The following is a 19374-nucleotide window of genomic DNA, read 5'->3' as shown; positions in this document are numbered from 1 at the left end:
AATATCATCACAGTCGGTGGTACAGGCCCCTGTATTTGGCGATACAAGTCCCGCATATAACCGGATATGATGACAATAGCCCAACACTTCCTCCTTTCCGCCGAAAGCCGCTCCCTTTCTCTGAAAGAGATTTACAAGGGTGGCGAGGAAAAGGCTTACGACGCGTTCAAGCGCCTTCGCTGGGCTTCGACTCAAGGCGAGCCTGTTTGCCGGAAATGCGGGTGCCTGGATCATTACGACATTCCGACCCGTCGCAAGTTCAAGTGCGCCGCTTGCGGGGGCGCAGTTCTCGGTTACGAGGGCACGATCTTCGCCTTGGCGCAAGCTGTCGTTTGTCGATCTGCTCGCCGCGATCTGCCTGTTTGTTAACGGCGCGAAGGGCATGTCGGCGGTCCAGTTCTCTCGCGATCTGGACGTGCAGTACAAGACCGCCTTTGCGCTGGCTCACAAGCTGCGCGAAGCCTGTCGGCTGAAACCAAGAACGAAACCCTTGAAGGCGAGGTCGAGATTGACGGCGCTTACTTTGGTGGCGTGGTGCGCGCCGAGGGCGCGCGCTTCTGCTACTGCGCGAACGCCTCTGGAGTCGATTTTTAGCAGCTCATTGGCGTGATCTTCAGTTCCTTCGCCACAAAGCCCGGCGGAGAAGAGTATGCTGCCTGGCCTATTCATTGGCCCAAGTCCGCTTGCCACGGCAGCTATCGTTGTCATTTTTACATCAGACGATCGTCTCGTGAGCAGTGGACCGCAAAGTTGCGAAGACGCAGTTGCCCTTTGCTTCTACTGTGCATAGAAGCCATTTGTGCGGGCAGAGGTACAAAAATGGGTGCGGTGCTGTGGGAATAAAATTCGAAAAGCTAAATAAACTGCGGGAGTCTCTACTAGAGGCAAATCACGATTTCCGCGCCAGCACCCAATTGTTCAATAGCTTGGATGTCGCGAAAATTGATCGCGAAATGGATCTTGAAGGTCGTGGAACGCAGCGAGGCGAGGCTAACCAGCCCCCGAAAACGGCCAAGAATTTCGACGATATAGAGCACACAGTTATCGAGAGGGTCGAGGACGAAAAGAAGGCCGCACATCACACACTCGAAGACAGCCTACAGCTACTCTCCGGCCGTTTGGCTGGCCTCGACTTTGAAGAGCAGTTTGGTCTGATCCGTCAGGCGAACGCCGCCAGTGTTTCCGATTTCAAGGCCTCGATCGCGGTGGGCCTGGACGAACTTCACGGATTGCGCAAATCGCTCAACGATGCGGAGAAAGAACACGACTGGTTCAAACAGAAGCACGGGCTTGTCCGGGCTGTGAGGGTTCAACACGGAGCGGCCCATGTTTTCCGAGTGTCCCTGCTAATCTTCCTGTTCCTCATTGAAACGGCGATGAACGGAAATTTCCTCGCAAAGGGAAATGAACAGGGATTCTTTGGCGGGCTCCTCGAGGCCGCCGCTTTCTCGTTTTTGAACATCGGCGCCGCTCTGCTGTTCGCAATATTCTGTGCACGCCTGGTGACTCACAGATCGCTTTTTGTGAAGTTGATCGGCGCGCTGTCGATAGTGGCCTATATCGGCTTGGCATTGACCATAAACCTAGCGCTTGCGCATTACCGCGAGGTTAGCGGGTCCTTTGTGGACGGAGCCGGCGTCGAGGTCGTGCGCAGCATGCTCGCCAATCCGGCTGGCCTTATGGACGTGAAATCCTGGCTTCTGTTCGGCATTGGTCTCATGTTTTCGATCTTTGCGTTTATCGACGGCTGGTTCGTTCTCGACCCATACCCGGGCTATGCGGGTGTCGAAAACAGATTGGTGGCTCGCCGGGAAGACTACATCGAGCGCAAGAGCGAGCTCATCGAGGCTCTGCAAGAGGTGCGCGATGAGCACAACGAGAAGGTGGAGGACATCGTCAAGCGGCTGGGGAGCAGACGCAGGGAGCATCGAGCGATCATCGACCATCGGTCGAGGCTGCTGACGCTCTTTGCGCAGCATCAAGACCAGCTGGAGCGAGCCTGCAACCAGCTTCTCTCAAAGTACAGGGAGGCCAATTTCCAGGCCCGCACAGAGCCAGCGCCAAAACATTTTGCCACACCCTACAAACTTGAGCGCATAAAACCCCTGATATCGTCCGACGATGAATGGAGCGAGAAGGACCTGGGCGCCTCAATTCGTGACGCGCAGGAAGAACTCAACGCTCAGGTGCGGCTCATCGGGCTGGAATGCGAGCGCGGGATCGAACAGTACCGAGATCTCGACAAGCTTCATCCGGATAGCGTGAATGGCTAGGCGGGGTCGCAGAAGAAAGAAAGGCAGTGGCGGCACAATTGTCGCAGCAGCCGGATTGGCCGTGCTGTCGGCTGTGATGTTGGCCGGTTTTGTTTGGATGTGGTCGAGATCCGGGAAGGACCAAATCGACATCAGCACGAATTGCCCACTGAACGGACCTGTGAGCCTGACAGCGGTCTTGATCGACGCCACCGACCCGATTTCGCCGATAACCATGGCGGATCTGAAGAATGAATTCCGCAAGACCATTGGGCGCGTCGAGCCTGGCGGCTATCTCAAGATATTGACGCTGGGCGCGAGGCCCGGCGACCTGACTGTGATGTTTGATGGATGCAATCCGGGCGACGGCTCGACGGTCGACAGCTGGACGAACAATCCGTCTCGGCGGCAGAAGAAATGGGAAGATGCGTTCGAGGACCCTTTGACGAACCTTCCCGACCAGATTGCCAATGGAGAATCCGCGAGCCAATCTCCGATCATGGCCGGAATTCAGAAAATCAAACTGTCGCTATTCGATAGCAGTTTGGCGAAAGAGAAGACCGCTAAGCGAATAATAGTCGCGTCAGATATGATCGAACATACGGCGCTGTACTCACAATATCGTTCGGGTCTCGATTATCAGAAGTACCTTGATAGCGCGGCTGACAGGACTTACGGGACATCGCTCGATGGCGTCGGGTTTACGATACTCTACGTCGATAGGGCGAAGAAGCCATTTGGCTCTTTCGAACATGCAGAGTTCTGGACCCGGTGGGTTCAAAGCCATCATGGTGATTTTGAGAAGCTGGTAGGGTTGGAGGGGTTAAACTAATGGCCAAGAAGCGAGGGGAGTCGTTCTTAGGACATCCGAGCCTGCCCCTTTTCGTCTTTGCGACGCTGACCCTGGGTGGCTGCGTGTTCATCGCAATAGCCAAGCTGTCGGGCGTAGACCCTATAATGGCGGCGAGCGCACCGGTGTGCCTGATGCTCATCTATCTTGCCGCGTCCGTCTTCACCGGCAAGCTACGGCTCCACGATGAGCAAACAGGCGACAATCTCTACTACATGGGTTTCCTGTTTACGTTGACGAGTCTCGGCGTATCGCTGTTTCAGTTTGGTTCCGAAGGATCCACCGACACAATCGTGAGGAACTTTGGTATCGCGGTGACGTCGACGATCACGGGCATTGCTTTGCGGATCTTTTACAATCAGATGCGCCGCGATCCTGCCGACATCGAACGGACGGTCAGGCACGAACTCGCGGATATGACGCGGCGTGTAAGAGCCGAGATGGAAAGTGTAACTAGGGAATTCGCTGACTTTCGCCGCGTAAGCAATCAGATGTTGGAGGAGGGTTTTGCCGAAATCGCCGTTCAAGCGGAGCGGAACGGAGAGCACATAAGATCGGCCCTGGATAAAATCGCGATGGAATCGATCAGACCAGTTCAAGAGGCCTCGGGAAAGCTCAGCAATGCTTTGAGCCACAATTTTGGGCAGATCGAAAGTCAGTTCTCGTCGATCGCACAGCGCGTCGAGGCGGCAGCCGATCTGCTCGACAAAGCCAACAGCTCAATGTCCTCTTCAGTTGGCAGACTGGGTGAACAGGCCGAAAGCGTAGCCACCAAGTTGGAGAAGGTTGTCGTCCCTGATGAGGTCCTTAAGAACGATCTGGCGCCGATGGTGAAACTTCTTGGCAGCGCGGTCGCTCAGTATGCTGTCAAAACAGAGACGGCTTCGCAGGAACAGCAAGCCCGCATGGCGGGCATCGTTGATGCTGTGGCTAAAGTGGCAGCAGGTGTGGAAAAGGCTGTGGCAGCCGCAGAGCAAACAGCGGAGAGCGTCCAAGCGCAACAACGCTTGACGCAGGCGCTTGCCGCAGTGGTGCAAAAGCAAAGCAAGGACACCGGAGACCTTGTCGCAACCTTGGCAGGAAGAACCCTTCACGCGCCGAGGCCTGTTCCCCCTCTCAACGCTCCTATCGCGATTGAACAGCCGCTGGCAGATCTGGCCGCAAATGACACCGTCGAGAGCGCACCAATTCGGGTCGAGCCTGAGCCCCAACCAGACGCTTTCCAAACTCTGGGAAGCGAGCCTCCCGCCGAACGAACGGAACCGCCTAAGCGAACCAGTTGGTGGGGCAGGTGAGTGACGCTGGCGGGACTTCGGTCGCCTTCGAGCGCAAGGGTTTTGGCCGCGGTTTGATACTGGGCCTGACCATGGCCGAGACGATGCTGCTTTTGGTGTTCTGCCTGTTGCTAGCAGCCGGTGCTATCATCACGAAAAAGCAGAAAGAGACCGATGAGGCACTGCGAGCCACTCAATCAAACAAGGAAAACGTGCAGAGGCTCGAAGCCGAGAACAAGCGGCTTCTGGCTCAGATAAAAGCGGTGTTTCAGCCCACGAGGGGAGGAACCGTTCCCGACGAACAATGGCGCGAGCTGGTCCTGGCCAAGGATGCTGTTAAGTCGGTCAAGGAAGCAGGTATTTCTCTGGAGGAGGTCGTGCGAAATGCCCCTGTCGCGAAAGTCCTTGCGGACAACGACATAAGCATTGATCAGACCAAGGCCATGATAGATGCGGCGAAGGTCTTGAGAGAATTTGGTTACGCCGGCACCGACAAAGGGCTGCAGGATCTGGCTGATGTGCTCAAGGAGGCTGCAGAGCCGACGCAAGCAGCAAAACCTCACGATTGGCCGCCGATCATCAGTCTCAGCGAACTGGATGGCTATAATTTCGATACCGGAAGCGCAGAGCTTTCGAATGCCTTCAAAACAAAGTTGCGCGATCTTGCGAAGACCATCGCCGGGACTGCGACCTCGTACGGTGTCGACGTGATTGAGGTAATTGGACACACGGACGAACAGGCAATGGCGGGCGAATCCTCCAACATGGACAAGGGGCTCCAACCGGTCCTGTCAGGGAAAGTGGAAATCGGCTCACTCCATCCCGCCGACAATGCCGGTCTTGGGCTGGCCCGCGCGATTTCAGTTACAAGTGTGCTCAGTGACATGCCCGCATTAAAGGGGTTTACGATTTTGCCGATGTCTGGTGGTCAGCTCATCCTGCCCGGCGATCATCTCACCGACGGAGCGCAGATTGGCGATGTACGGGCTCGAAGGCGCATCGAGATTAGGGTGAGGCAGCGATCAAAATTGGCGCCGGTTGGTGGCGCCAAGCCATGAATGGGGACGAGAGACTGGCGCCTTAGTCGGTACGGCAGTTGAGTTGGGGGGATTGGGCTATGGGGTTTTACGTTCGAAAATCGATCAGTGCGGGACCATTCCGCTTTAACTTTTCGTCCGGTGGGGTTGGCGCTTCCGTTGGCGTGAAGGGCCTCCGCATCGGCACTGGGCCAAGAGGTCACTACATCCACGCCGGCGTGGGTGGGCTCTACTATCGTGGCACTTTAGGCAAGGCCAGCGCGAAGAAGGTAGTTCAGCTCTCTCAGACCCCATCTGCGCCGCAACCCCGTCCACAATCCTCGCGCCCGGAATACGTCTCTGACGGCGTCGTGATGAGAGAAATCGAGTCCCGCGATGTGGTGGAAATGCGTGACGAGACATTCGCCAATGTGCTCGATGAAATCAATGCCAGGCAATCGCAGACGCGGCTGTCCGTAGCACTCGCGGTTTTGTTCGGGATTGCAGGTTTCCTTGTGGGGACCAAGCTCGGAGGTGCCGCACCGGTGCTGGGCATCGGTGCCTTTGTGCCGGGTATGCTCATTGGCAAATGGTTTGACAGTTACCGCCGGGTGAGCGTGCTCTATTACGATCTGGAAAAAGACGCGGAGGCCGCCTACGGGCGACTTGTCGGCGCGTTCGAAACTCTCACCGGCTGCGCAGGGAGATGGCATGTCGCTGCCGGCGGCAAGATAGAGGATCTGACTGCTTGGAAGCGAAATGCCGGGGCCAGCATGCTGGTCGACAAAAAGCCCACGACACTTACAAGCTCCTTGCCGAAGGTTGTACGCAGCAACGTTACTCCTCCTTCAATCCATGTGGGTCGGCAGGTGCTCTTCTTCATGCCTGACCTAGTGCTGGTGAAGGACGGAAACCGATACGGCGCAGTCGGATATGCCGATCTGCAGACCCAATTCGCCCCGAGTAATTTTATCGAGACCGGCAAAGTTCCATCTGATGCGGAGATCGTGAGCTACACCTGGGCTCACCCAAACAAAAACGGCGGGCCTGACAAGCGCTTCAAAGACAATCGGCAGATCCCTGTATGCCGCTACGAAGCGTTGCGGTTTTCTAGCCCGTCCGGACTTAACGAGCTGGTGGAATTTTCCAAGACAAACGTCAGCCAGCCCTTTTGCCAGGCTCTATCGGCACTCGCGCAATTGCATCGAAGCTCCGACCGCCAATTCATAACGCTAAATGCGCACACTAGGGAGTGATGGTTGGGGATGGGCTCAAAGCGTGAGCCCAGGTCAGCAAACGCCTTCGCACGGAATCCCGTCGCTATCTCGATCCAACTTGCTCCCCCATGAGCAGTTGGCGAGATACCAACGTGCTTCTTCGCAAGATGAAATCTGCGTGCACAAGCGGCGAGGTTGGCATGAGTAGCTCTGTGCTACTTGGCGACGGCTGACAAGCCCAAGGGGGCTTTTGGTTGGGCTCGCAGATTCGGCATGTTTTTCGCGCCAATCCCAAGGGTTGTCAAACGTCCCAATCCAGATTCCAACCTTTGCGGTTTCAGCATTAGTTTGCTGTTGCGCATAGGCGCCGTGGCTATAGCGGGGCCAGTCCAAGGCTTGGCCATGTTCGACCATCCAGGACGCGGCGCTGACACCGTCCGCGCGCCGACAATCACCGACGAAGCGACGGTACCGATCCCATGAAACAAATGTGCATTGGACAGGCTGCGAAGCCGCAAGGAAATTCGCCAATGCTTCGGCCGCCCGGCGCCCGCAGGGGTATTGATGTGCGCTAGCGTCATTGCAGTATTGGCGGCTTTCGGGTGCATCGATGCCGTTGAAGCGGACGCGCTGCCCGTGGATCTCTATCGTGTCTCCATCAATCACCGATGCTATGCCTACTATCGGCGCCCGTCTCGACCCGGCCGAGTTCGCTATATCGAGACCACGTAACTGGTCACCCGAGCCTGTAAAATAGTGGGTCGCGTAAGCAGCCAAGGCCACCACGATCACCAGGATCAGAGGCAAGCGCACATCTGGAGAGAAACGTCTGCGGACGATTGGTTCAGCGCCGCGCCTTGGTCGCGCGCGGCGACGATGAGAATAGCGATTGTTATTCAATTTCCGATCCTTTGCGAAACGCAAGCTGCATGATTTGTAACGTGCCTCTGCACCATTCATAGGCGCCTTTTTCGCTGGCGCTGGTTTGCCTTGTAGTTCGGCGCTTTGAACACCATGGTGCCTTCGCAGATCAGCCGAAGTCACGACTTTGTAGTTACCTTTTCCGTAAACACGACCATCTTTCCGCGCTGGAGCCTACAAGTTTTCTCGGAATGAAATTAGGAGGCCGATTCAAAAAGAAGTCGGCTTGTGCGCCAGTTGGTCGTGGCCGGCGAGGCGGATGCCAGAGCTGCCAACACCTCGTCCACACGTATGATGGCATTTTGTCCGAAAGGGAACCTCGAGATCAAGGTGGGGATGCGAAGTGTCCGGAACATTAAACAAACATCCGCAATTTTTCCACCAAGCCGCAGTGCTCACAATACTAAACGATTGAAGTGTTGGTGGCAGCCATTCGAGGTTGAAAAACCAGCATTTTATGTTGCGGACAGCCCTTGTCTAGGCTCTATGTGTCCAGCCTATCAGGGGGGTGTGAGTGTCGGAAGTTGAAAAATCGGTCTTCCAAAGCGATCTGCCTTTAAAGGAAAAGCTCGAGCGAGCCAGGATGGAATTGCTCGACCTTTCTGCTCGCAACCGACTTTTGAATGTGCCACGGTTTTCAAAGAGCGCGAAGACGATCGATATTGTCGACGAGAGGTCGTCTGAGATCTATCGATTGCTGGTGAGCGAAGGAAAGGCTTTTACCTTCCTGGCCGGCAAGCCGGATCGGCCGAAGGCAGGCCAGGTTGAAAGCAGCCCTCCAGACGAGGAAATCGACTATTCCCCCGTTGCTCTTGCTCAGCCTGAGGACGAAGGATTCGACGACAGAGGGGTATCTGCGCGACATTCTGACACCAAGCTTCAGACGAGGATGACCCCAACGGGGCTGCAGCGCCGGCTCCTTGATCTCTACCACGATGCCCGCACACTTGAGGAAGAGCAGGGCGTCAATATCCTCTTTCTGGCCCTTGGCATGCTGAAGTGGATTGACCCGAGCAACAAAGAAAACATCCGTCAGGCTCCTCTCATTTTGGTCCCGGTACGGCTGGAGCGAGGGGCCGCTGGAGAAAAGTTTCGGCTGCGAGCTCGTACGGAAGATCTTACCGCAAACCTCTCCTTGGAACTCTATCTCGACCGCATTCACAAGCTCGCCCTGCCGCGTTTTGAAGTAGGAGACGACTTCGACGTCTCGGCCTATCTCGAAGCCGTTGCCGAAGCAGTGTCGACCAAAGAGGGTTGGCAGGTTCTTGCCGATGATATGGTGCTCGGCTTCTTCTCGTTCGCTAAGTTCTTGATGTACCGTGACCTGGATCCGGATCTCTGGCCGGATGGCGCAAAGATTATCGAACAACCGAAGATCCGCTCGCTTCTTTCAGATGGTTTCGAAACACGCGAACCGCTGATGTCGGACGACATTGCGATTGATCCGCATATCGCGCCTGCCGAAATGTTGCATATCGTCGACAGTGACAGTTCTCAGACGCTGGCGATCCATGATGCAAGAAAGGGTCGCGACCTCGTTATCCAAGGTCCTCCCGGGACAGGAAAATCGCAGACGATCGCAAACATTATCGGGTCGGCCGTTGCCGATGGAAAGACCGTGTTGTTCGTTGCGGAAAAAATGGCCGCACTTGAGGTCGTAAAGCGACGGCTTGACACTGCGGGGGTGGGGGACGCCTGCCTTGAGCTCCATAGCAACAAGGCAAACAAGCGCATGATGCTGGAGGAGTTGCGGCGCACCTGGCAACTCGGATCGCCTCGCGGACAGCTTGCTTCTTCCCTTACTGAACGCCTGCTGGAGGCTAGGGATAAACTCAATGCACATGCTACAAGGATGCATGTTCCATTTGGAACGTCCGAACTCACTCCATACCAGGTTCTTGGCCAGCTAACCCGACTAAGGCAGAACGGGCAAAAGACAGTTGATATTGAACTTGAGGATGCCACCGCTTGGACGAATGACGGTGTCTCGCAACGTCGCAAACTTCTCGATGACGTGTCTCAGCGGATCAACGAGATCGGCTTGCCGATCCACCACCCATGGCGGGGAGTTGGCCTGGATGTCGTCCTACCAACGACCATTGAGAGGCTCGTCCCACGCATTGCGTCGTCGCTGGATCAAGCAAAGGCTCTGCACGCCAAACTGGCCGATATTGCTGAGCGGATCGAGGCGAAGCCTCCGCAAATCCTCAGCGACAGCGGCGAGGTAGAAGATCGCGCTGAGCTTCTCGCGTCCGCACCTGGACTTCCTGCCGAGGCGCTAGTCTCGCCGGTTTGGGATGAGCGTCCAAAGGACATTGCATCGCTTCTCTGGACAGGAACAGATTTCAACCGCAAATCCGAGGAACTGTCGGAGCAGTTGGTGGCGACGGCTATCGACACGCCAATTGAAGGTCTCGAGACAGAGCTTGCTAAGCTTCCTTCAGACTTTCCGAAAGATGGTTTCGTTCGTGCGCGCCAGCTAACCGTGTTGCTCCCGCGCTTAAGAGAAGAAGCTGAGCGGCTAAATCAAGAACTGGGGTCTACGGTTTTACCGGACACGCTTGCAGGACTCCTCAGGTTAGTGATGACCGGCGAGAGAGTTGCGGCAGCCCCCGATGCGAGCCCTGAGGCATTCGCAGCCACAGTTTGGGACTCCGGGCTGGAACAGGCTGGTGACCTTGCCGACAGCGTAGCAACGCTAGAGACTGCTAGAGCCGAGCTTCAGGGCAAAGTTGTTGATGCCGCGTGGAGTACCAACGTGGCCGCGGCGCGGCAAGCGCTCGCCGAGCACACGGGAATATTGAAAGCATTGAATGGCGACTACCGTCGTGCCACTGCACTTGTGCGGACTATTTTGGTGGCCCCTAGCGCGCCTGCGGCGGAGATAGTGGGTCTCCTCGACATTCTAATGAAGGGCCAAGCGGCCGCAGCAAAAGTGCGCGAAGGCGACGCCTTTGGCGGTTCCGCCTTCGGAGCCGATTGGCGCGGTGAGAGATCGTCTTCGGCACCACTCCAGGCCCTAGTGGAGTGGATGCGCACGCTGAGGGGACTTGGCTCGGAACCGCGAATTATAGCCGGGCGGATGGCGGAGCGCTCTGAAGCGGGCGCGCGTGCGGTCCGAGTTCGTAAGGTGATCGACATCGGTCAGCCGATTATCGAGGGGTTTTGGAACGATTTAGGCCACCTTGCGTCATCCCTGCAAGGTGACGTGGCTTCCGCCGAGCGGGCCTCGCTGCAAATGATGGAAGCGAAGGCAAGCACTGTAGCTCAAGCCGATGACGCGTCACGACAGGTTCTGACTGACGTTCCAGATCTGATCAGTGAGCGGGTGGAGATACTACGCCGACTAGGCAGACTACAAGCGCTTGATCAAGAGATCGAGGACGGGGAAAGCCTTGGCAAGTTCGCATTCGGCTCGTCGTGGCTCGGTCGAGGATCCGATTGGGCCGCTCTCGCGCAAGCCGAACTTTGGCTGAGAGAAAATGGCTCAATCCGGCATTTGGCTGCGCGGTTGCCTGAAAGAAAAGAGATCGCAAACTTGGCGCGTTCAGCGCGTGAAGCGGCCCAAGCGGCAGCGCGGGAATTGAAGGCGCTTGCAGGGGATTTGAAAGCCGATGCTCCCTCCTTGTTTGGAGTAGACGATTTTCCAGACGTCGCGATAGTCGAGGTTGTTTCTCGACTGGAGGGGTGGCTTGATCATCAGGAACAGCTCTCAAAATGGGTCGCCTATGGAGAGCGATCCGAAACAGCCCGAAAGGCTGGACTGGGACAGTTGATAGACGGCCTGGCCGACGGCCAGATTACAGCAGGATCGGCGCGATCAGTCTTCGATATGGCCTACTACGAACAAATGTTTCTAGCGATGGCGACCGATGAGCCGGAGCTGGCAAGGTTCGACGGGGAATTGCATTCCAGGGCTGTACGTGACTTCGCGGATCTGGACCGACAGAGGATCAAGGCCGGTGCCATCGAAGTTGTGACGGCTCATCACCGAAAAATTCCTTCAAGAGACGGCGGAGCTGGACCAGTCGGACTGCTTCGTTCTGAGATGGCGCGCAGACGGGGCCACATGCCTATCCGGCAGTTGATGCAGAAGGCAGGGCCTGCCATCCAGGCACTCAAGCCAGTGTTCATGATGAGCCCGCTTTCGGTGGCCCAATTCCTGTCGCCCGGCAGGATGTCCTTCGATCTTCTTGTGATGGACGAGGCGTCTCAGATACAGCCTGTGGACGCGCTCGGCTCGATCGCCAGGGCCAATCAGGTGGTCGTTGTTGGCGACGAACGCCAACTGCCACCCACGACATTCTTCGCCAAGGTGACAGGCTCGCAGTCTGAAGATGACGAGGGTGAGGGCGCGCAGGTCGCCGACATCGAAAGCATCCTCGGCCTGTTCACGGCCCGCGGCTTGCCGCAGCGTATGCTCCGCTGGCACTACCGTAGCCGTCACCAATCTCTGATCGCCGTATCGAACAGCCAGTTCTACGAGAACCGGCTTTTCATCGTGCCAAGCCCCTATACCCAAGAGGCAGGCATGGGGTTGCGGTTTCATCATGTGCCAGAGGGGGTCTTCGATTCCGGTGGCACAGGAACCAATCCGGTAGAGGCGAGAGCAGTAGCCGAAGCGATCATCCGTCATGCGAAGGTGAACCCGCGAGAGACTCTAGGCGTTGCAACATTTTCGGTTAGCCAACGCCGCGCGATCCAGGATGAACTCGAAGGGCTGCGGCGACTAAATCCCGATACGGAGGAGTTCTTTCACGCGCACCCCAGCGAGCCATTCTTCGTCAAGAGCCTTGAAAATGTTCAAGGCGATGAGCGCGACGTGATCATGATCTCAGTGGGGTATGCCAAGAATGCGCAGGGGTACATGGCCATGCGTTTCGGCCCTCTTGGTGCGGAAGGCGGCGAGCGTCGGCTCAACGTCCTCATAAGCCGCGCCAAGCGCAGCTGCGAAGTATTCGCGTCCATCACAGACGAGGACATCGACCTGGAGCGTGGCAAAGGGAAAGGCATCTTCGCCTTCAAGCTCTTCTTGCACTACGCGAGAACAGGGCGAATTTCGCTTGCCCAGGCCACGGTTCGCGAAATGGATTCAATCTTTGAAGAGCAGGTAGCCAACGCGCTGATCGGAAAGGGTTACCAGGTTCATGCTCAGGTTGGCATTGCAGGCTTCTTCATCGATCTCGCGGTTGCTGATCCGGAGAGGCCAGGCCGCTATATTCTTGGCATCGAATGTGATGGCGCAGAATATCATTCATCGCGCTCGGCCCGAGATCGAGACCGGCTACGGCAGTCTGTTCTGGAAGACCATGGTTGGATAATCCATCGCATCTGGAACGCTGACTGGTTTCAGAGGCCACGCGAGCAGCTGGAGCGAACCATATTAGCAATTGAGGCTGCGAGAAAAGAGCTCGATGAGCGGGCCGAATTGGGGGTCCAGAGAAATCGTGCTGTAGCCGTGCAGGTTGTTACGGTCGACAGAGGCAACGTGACGGAAATCGGTCTCGAAAGCACAAAGGGATCCGAGATACCCAATCGAGCCTACGAAGAGGCCGAACTAAACCGACCGGGATCGTTCGAACTCCACGAGACGCCCAGCGGAATCATGGCCGGACTGGTCGAGCAGGTGGTGGCTATAGAAACACCAATCCATGTCGACGAAATAGTTTCGCGTATTCGGGGCGCGTGGGGTCTGCAGCGGGCCGGTGGCAGGATTCAGGATGCAATCGAGCGAGGGGTAGGCCTAGCGCAGAGAGGTGGTGCAGTAGCCCGTCGAGGCAGCTTCTGCTTCAAGCCAGGTGCTCCTGTTCGTCTCAGGGATCGCAGCGGCGTCGTGTCCGCTGGATTGCGCAAGCCCGAAATGATTGCGCAGGACGAAGTCGCCCAAGGCGCCATGGAAGTCGTGAAATCCAACCTCGGTGCGACGGAGGAAGAAATCGCAATAACCGTTGCGAGAATGCTGGGCTTCAAAGCCACAAGTGCACAATTGCGGCAGTTGATTTCAGCTGGGGTCGCCGATTTGATTGCCAAGGGCTTGCTGCGGCCCCAAGACGGTTTGTTGGTGGCCGGCGAGTCCGCGAGCGAGGCATTAGCTGAAGTGTGACCGGGCATTGTAGAGCCCTCGTTGCAATCTCTGTTGAAGCTCGGAACACCTCTTTTGCTGGCGGAGGCCGAATGGCATTTCGATTCGTACACACGGCCGATATTCATCTCGACTCGCCGCTGCGTTCGCTCGCGATGCGTAATCCCGATCTTGCCGGGCTCGTGGGCGACGCCAGCCGCCAGGCATTCGTTTCGATAGTGGATCTCTGCCTAGAGGAACGCGTGGATGCGTTGGTAATAGCCGGCGACCTATACGATGGTGATCAAACCTCGATGAAGACGGCGCGGTTCCTGGCAGCGCAGATGACACGCCTGCACCAGGCCGGCATCAGGGTTTTCAAGATCCGCGGCAATCATGACGCCCTGTCGCGGATTTCCAAACAGCTGGTGTTTCCTGACACCGTGACCATTTTTGGCGGTCGTGCTCAGTCGGTATTGCAGACAGCCGGCGGTGTGGACGTCGTTTTCCATGGTTTGAGCTTTGCGAACCCTAAGGCGCCGGACAGCCTGCTGCCCAAATATCCGGCTGCTCGCGAAGGAGCCGTCAATATTGGCATCATGCATACCAGTCTGGCCGGATCGCCCGGTCACGACGTTTACGCGCCCTGCAGCATCGCTGACCTGCACGCCCACGGTTTCGACTATTGGGGGCTTGGCCACATTCATCTTCGCCAAGTCCATTCCGGCGCAAGCACGGTGGTGATGCCGGGAATACCGCAGGGGAGGGATATCAACGAGGCCGGCGAGAAATCAGTCACCCTTGTGACGGTGCGAGACGACCGTTCGGTGCAGATCGAGGAAAGGCTGACCAGCGTTGCGCAGTTCGAAAGGGTCAGCGTCGACCTTACGGGAGCAGTGGAGTGGTCCGAGGCCGTCGCGCGTGTTCGAAACGCACTCGAAGAGATGCGGGCCGCCGTCCGGTCGCGTCATGCTGTGGCCCGCGTTGGCCTAACAGGAACATCACCATTGTTATGGGCGCTGATCCGCGACAGAGATCTCCTTCTTGCCGAAGCCGAACAGGCTGCGGAACAGCTAGGCCATACGTGGGTGGAGAAGCTCGAGCTTGACCTCGCGCCACCTCGGGCGGAGACGGCCGAGGATATTGCTGATCCGATTTTCGAACTCGAGCAATCCATGCGCGCCGATGCCACCTCGGATGCCTTCCGCGCCGAGGCGAGGGCGTTCGTCCAAAGGATGGTCGCCGACCTTCCGGCCGACGGACGGGATTTTGCTGGGAAGGACGAAGCCGGGCTGGAACGGTTCCTCGATCAGGTGCTTTCCAAGGGCGCAGACTTGGTGACTTCCCGCCTTAAGTCCGGTGGGGCGTCATGAGGCTGCAGCGCCTTGACCTCATTCGCTATGGAAAGTTCACCGATGGTACGATCGACTTCGGACCCAAACCGGAATCCGGACCTGATCTGCATATCGTGTTTGGCCTGAATGAGGCCGGCAAATCGACAGCGCTTTCCGCCTATCTAGATTTGCTGTTCGGCATCGAGGAACGGAGCCGCTACAACTTCCTGCATGAGTACAGCGCCATGCGCATCGGTGGGGTTCTGGAACTGGCCGGCTCCGAGCACACGTTCACGCGTACGAAACAGCGTACTAATTCGCTATTGAACGCGACGGGCCAATCGATGAGCGAGGTGGCGATCACGGCGCATCTCGCCGGACTGTCGCGTGACGCTTACACGACTATGTTTTCACTCGATGACGAGACGCTGGAAGCCGGCGGAAAATCGATCCTGGAATCGCGGGGCGACCTCGGCAAGCTCCTCTTCACGGCCAGCGCCGGTCTTGGGAACGCAAGCGATACGTTGAACGCCCTCGAGGCCGAAGCAGACGCGCTGTATCGGAAGCAGGCGCATGGCACCGAACTGGCGCTGCTGAAGAAGCGCCTTGTTGACGTGAAGTCGCGCAGGGATGCGATCGACACACTTGCATCGACCTATGAGGGGCTGGAGGCCGAACGTCTCGATGCATCGCAGCAGTACGGCCGAACCATCAGCGATCGGGCGGTGCTGGTGGCCAGGCTGGATACCATTGCTCGTCACGTACGTGCTGCGCCGATGCTGGCGGATATGCGCCGCAAGATTGCCCGGCTGGATCAGCTGCCGGACATCACCTCCCCAGCCCGGACATGGACGGGAAGTGTCACCGAACTAATCGATGACGATGCCAGCCTCAGAACGCGACTGTCCGCAAACATCGATGAGGTCGAGCGGCTGTCGGCAAAAGTCACTGCGGTCGACGAGGACGAACGGATCCTGTCGATTTCCGAACGCATTCGCAGCCTGGCGGAGGGCAAGGTGCGCCATACCGCGGCTGGCTTTGACTTGCCCACTCGCAGGATGGGGCTGCAAATCCTCAACAACACCGTGGCAAGCTGCCTTGCCGCCTTGGGCCGGTCTTCCGAGCCGGATCCTGCCGCACTGCTTCTGCCTGCCGTCACAGTTGGCGTCGTTCGCGCTATGGTCGAGCAGAGGTCCGGTATTGCTACGGGCGCGCGCGCCGCCCGCGACGAGGCGGCGGCAGCACTCGATGCGTTGCAGGTGGCAAGGCAGCGGGTCGGCGAGGAAAGGGCGGTGCCCGAACCCGCCAGGGCAAGGCTGGGCTCGGCTTTGTCGAAAGCGCGAGCAAGCGGACACAAGGCAGAGATCAAGACGGCTCGCGAGGCGGGAGATGCGGGAACAATCCGATGGAAGGCATCGCTGGCTCGCTTGCGTCCATGGAACGGAGATGCCCTCGCTCTCGTCAACGTTGCGGTTCCGAGCGCCGGGCAGATTGCCGCCTGGAAGACAGTAGCGTCAGTACTGGCAAGGAACACCGCGGTACTTGCCGAACGCCTCGCCGAATACGAGGGCCACCATGCAATGCTCGCCGCACGATTGGATGCCCTTCGAGCCTCGGTCGACGTTGTCGACGATGAAGCGGCTGCCGCCATCCGCCGTCTCCGCGATGATGCGTGGGCAACGCACCGCGCAGTGTTGACTGGTGACACCGCTGACGATTTCGCCGTGGCACTGACGCGCGATGACGTTGCCAGCGCAGGCCGGCTGGCCGGCGCGGCGGATCTGGCCGAGATCCGGGCAATGACGCGTGCCCTGGCCGAGGCCACGGCCAACCTGTCACGAAACGGCATCCAAAGCCAACAGCTCGTCAAGGATGCGGATACCCAATTGTTGGAAATCCGTGTGGCCGCCAGCGACCTCCTCGGAGAAGCCCTGGAACCTTCGTCTGAGCGCCTGATCGAAAGGATCGAGGATCAGATCGAGGCGCGCAGCGATGCGCTCGCTGCCTGGGAGCAGATCGAACTTGCTCGCTTGAAAGCCGAGCGAGCCGCTGACGCAGGCGAGCAGATACACTTGGAAATGAGAGCGGCGCTGGAAAGTGTCGGCATAGTATCAGAGCCCGGCGACACCCTCGAAGCAATCATGGCCATCGCGGAGCTGTTTCTGGACCGGCAGCGCAAGGTGGACGCCGAGTATGCCGAGGCGCTCAGGATGGTGAGTTCCAAAGAAGAGGATCTAGCTGCCCGACGGGTTGCGGTAGGGGTGGCGGAGCGTCGCGAGGAGGAATGGCTGGCCGGCATTACCGAAGCGCTCAAGGGAACGTGGCTCGAAAGCGGTCTGTCCGCGTCAGGCGTTGGCGCTGTGCTCGATCAATTGGCCGAACTGTCAAGAAGCCTGCAGGAACGGGAGGATCTGCAGCTGCGTATCGACAAGATGGAGGCCGACAGGGCCAATTTTCTGGTCGAGGTCATCGCCGTTGCGGTCGAAGCCGACGAGCCGACTAAGGATGGCGAGCCGGAGCAGTTGGCCACCCGCCTTGCCGAGCGCCTGGAGCGTGCCGAGCGGACACGTGAAACGAAGGCAAGCCTCGGCAACGAGCTGAAGCGCCTCAAGGAGGCGCGCGAAATCCTCGACACCGAGATTTCGGCACACGAACGCCGCAAGAATGAAGTGCTGGGCGTCTTTGGCGTCGCCACTCTGTCCGAGGTAGTCGAACGCGACGAGCTGCTGCGTGAGCGCGATGGCTTGCGCACTACCGTCGCCGAACTTGAGGAGCGGATAGTGGCGGAACTCGCAGTCGATGGATTCGACCAGGCACGCTCGATCCTGGACGCGATCGATTTCGACAGCCTCGCGGTCGAGAAGGCTGAGGGCGAGCAGCGGCTTCGCCAGTTCGATGAAATCATCCAGCAACAGCTGATCCGACAGACCCGCGCGGCAGACAAGTTGGACGCCATCGGCGGTGACAGCGCGGTTGCCCGCCTGGATGCCGAACGGCGCACAACCCTGTTGGAAATCGAGGAGAAGGCCACCCGTTATATCGAACTGAAGCTTGGCATTATGTCGGCCGGAAATGCTTTGCGGCTCTACCGTGAGAGCCACCGCTCCGGGATGATGGCGCGCGCATCAGACGCGTTCAAGCTAATGACGCGTGGCCAGTATTCGGGGCTGACAACCCAGCCTGTAAAAGGTGGTGAGGTTCTCATCGCGGTGCAGGGTGACGGGCAATCCAAGGTCACCGATGCGCTTTCAAAGGGCGCGCGCTTTCAGTTGTACCTTGCCCTGAGACTCGCCGGTTATTACGAGTTTGCGCAATTCCGGCCTTCGGTTCCCTTCATCGCCGACGACATCATGGAAACCTTCGACCATATTCGCTCGGAGGAGGTTTTCAGATTGTTTGGGGAGATGGCGAACACAGGTCAGGTCATCTATCTCACGCACCACAAGCACCTATGTGAAATCGCCAAGGCTGTTGTGCCACAATCTACCATTCACCAGCTGGATTAGGCTCGATTAGAATTCGCGTCAAAACGGTTCAACTAACCAACTCGTCTGACATAGGAACCTTCGATCGAATCCGTCATGACGTCCCTAGAGGCTGAGAAATGCCTATTTTGCTTAATGTTGCGTGGATGAACGACTACGCCGGCCGGAGCGCGGATGCCCGCCTCTCGGTGGCGGGGCATTTCGAGTAAGCAGGGTTATTGCGCCGAAGAATGCAACTTTGTTGCAGCCAATGACGGGTACGTTTACGGCTCTTCGAGACGATTAAGGGCGAATTGGATCGGCAGGTGCGCCCAGAATATGGGTTCAGTTCAAGGGGCGTAACCCGCCCAGCACTACAAGGAGAAGATCAGGTCGTTCAGAGCTAGGACGCTCGCCGAAAATGCATTCGTGCTGCCCCGGAGGGATAGGCACCGTGTCAAAGGGTGGGGTGGCCAGGCAAGCTGGTGGTGCGAACGATACGACAGATCGATCCGCCAGAGCATTCGTCAAGAGAGTAGAGGCATTATCGAAAGCGAGCCAGTCGCTCCCGTCGGGGCATCGCCCGTTCATGATCGAAGTCGTGGCCGACCGGCTGGAGCGGCAGCGTCCGACGTCTACAAACGGTATGTGCGGAAGTACGAGATCAATGTCCATCCTCAGCATGACAGATCTTCCCGCTTGTTTTCGCGACGACCTTCGGTTGCGGTTGACGCAATCCCGAAGTGATGGTCGAGATCAAGCCTACTGATGCGGCTACGATGCGCTTCGCGATTCGCGCCGTGATCGGCCAGTTGCTCGACTACCGCCAGCATCAGCGGTGGAAAGCGGCAGTGCCGGTGTCCGTCGCCATGCTCGGAGGTGAAGCCGGCGAAGCGCTTCCGCGGGTCCATGCAAGCGGAGGATCGCGCCGCGCCGTGCATGCGATTGGACCTCTCGTCCCGCTGCGCTGCTGAGATCTCTCCTG

General features: G+C 57.9%; 10 protein-coding genes and 1 pseudogene. 9 read left to right on the top strand and 2 right to left on the bottom strand.

Going from position 1 to position 19374, the window contains the following annotated elements:
- Positions 1–75: 75 nt before the first annotated feature.
- The 6 genes and pseudogenes from X727_RS1000000167150 to X727_RS138365 form a co-directional block, all read left to right on the top strand.
- Positions 76–546, top strand: a pseudogene (locus X727_RS1000000167150) (IS1595 family transposase); the annotation flags it as partial.
- 293 nt (positions 547–839) lie between these two features.
- Entirely contained in the window at positions 840–2273 is a 1434-nt protein-coding gene (locus X727_RS138350; protein WP_023706372.1) for a hypothetical protein, read from the top strand.
- Positions 2266–3084 (top strand): hypothetical protein, encoded by an 819-nt coding sequence (locus X727_RS138355; protein WP_023835178.1) that lies wholly within the window; start codon positions 2266–2268, stop codon positions 3082–3084. The genes X727_RS138350 and X727_RS138355 overlap by 8 nt, the downstream gene beginning before the upstream one ends.
- Positions 3084–4397, top strand: a complete 1314-nt coding sequence (locus tag X727_RS1000000165750; RefSeq protein ID WP_023672193.1) for a hypothetical protein — start codon at positions 3084–3086, stop codon at positions 4395–4397. Before X727_RS138355 ends, X727_RS1000000165750 begins: the two co-directional genes overlap by 1 nt.
- Positions 4394–5434, top strand: a complete 1041-nt coding sequence (locus X727_RS138360; protein WP_031198374.1) for an OmpA family protein — start codon at positions 4394–4396, stop codon at positions 5432–5434. The genes X727_RS1000000165750 and X727_RS138360 overlap by 4 nt, the downstream gene beginning before the upstream one ends.
- A gap of 59 nt (positions 5435–5493) precedes the next feature.
- Entirely contained in the window at positions 5494–6648 is a 1155-nt protein-coding gene (locus X727_RS138365) for a DUF4236 domain-containing protein (protein ID WP_023672191.1), read from the top strand.
- 33 nt (positions 6649–6681) lie between these two features.
- Here the strand turns inward: X727_RS138365 and X727_RS1000000167145 are convergent, their stop codons facing one another.
- Positions 6682–7569 carry a thermonuclease family protein gene (locus X727_RS1000000167145; protein WP_081726231.1) on the bottom strand — a complete coding sequence of 296 codons (888 nt, stop codon included), beginning with the start codon at positions 7567–7569 and terminating at the stop codon, positions 6682–6684.
- A 475-nt stretch (positions 7570–8044) separates the two neighbouring features.
- Here X727_RS1000000167145 and X727_RS138370 point away from each other — a divergent pair, with 475 nt between their 5' ends.
- From X727_RS138370 to X727_RS138380, 3 genes are all read left to right on the top strand, one after another.
- Complete coding sequence (locus tag X727_RS138370) at positions 8045–13633, top strand: DUF3320 domain-containing protein (RefSeq protein WP_031204719.1); 5589 nt, start codon at positions 8045–8047, stop codon at positions 13631–13633.
- A gap of 71 nt (positions 13634–13704) precedes the next feature.
- Positions 13705–14964 (top strand): DNA repair exonuclease, encoded by a 1260-nt coding sequence (locus tag X727_RS138375; RefSeq protein ID WP_023835175.1) that lies wholly within the window; start codon positions 13705–13707, stop codon positions 14962–14964.
- Positions 14961–18431: an AAA family ATPase gene (locus tag X727_RS138380; RefSeq protein WP_023835174.1), complete on the top strand. Its 3471-nt coding sequence runs from the start codon at positions 14961–14963 to the stop codon at positions 18429–18431. Before X727_RS138375 ends, X727_RS138380 begins: the two co-directional genes overlap by 4 nt.
- 635 nt (positions 18432–19066) lie before the next feature.
- Here X727_RS138380 and X727_RS1000000168160 read toward each other — a convergent pair.
- Complete coding sequence (locus X727_RS1000000168160; protein WP_155923618.1) at positions 19067–19330, bottom strand: hypothetical protein; 264 nt, start codon at positions 19328–19330, stop codon at positions 19067–19069.
- Positions 19331–19374: the final 44 nt, after the last annotated feature.

It is taken from the genome of Mesorhizobium sp. L103C105A0 (assembly GCF_000502215.1).
Classification (GTDB): Bacteria; Pseudomonadota; Alphaproteobacteria; order Rhizobiales; family Rhizobiaceae; genus Mesorhizobium.
This window is presented reverse-complemented; position numbering and strand designations above follow the sequence as displayed.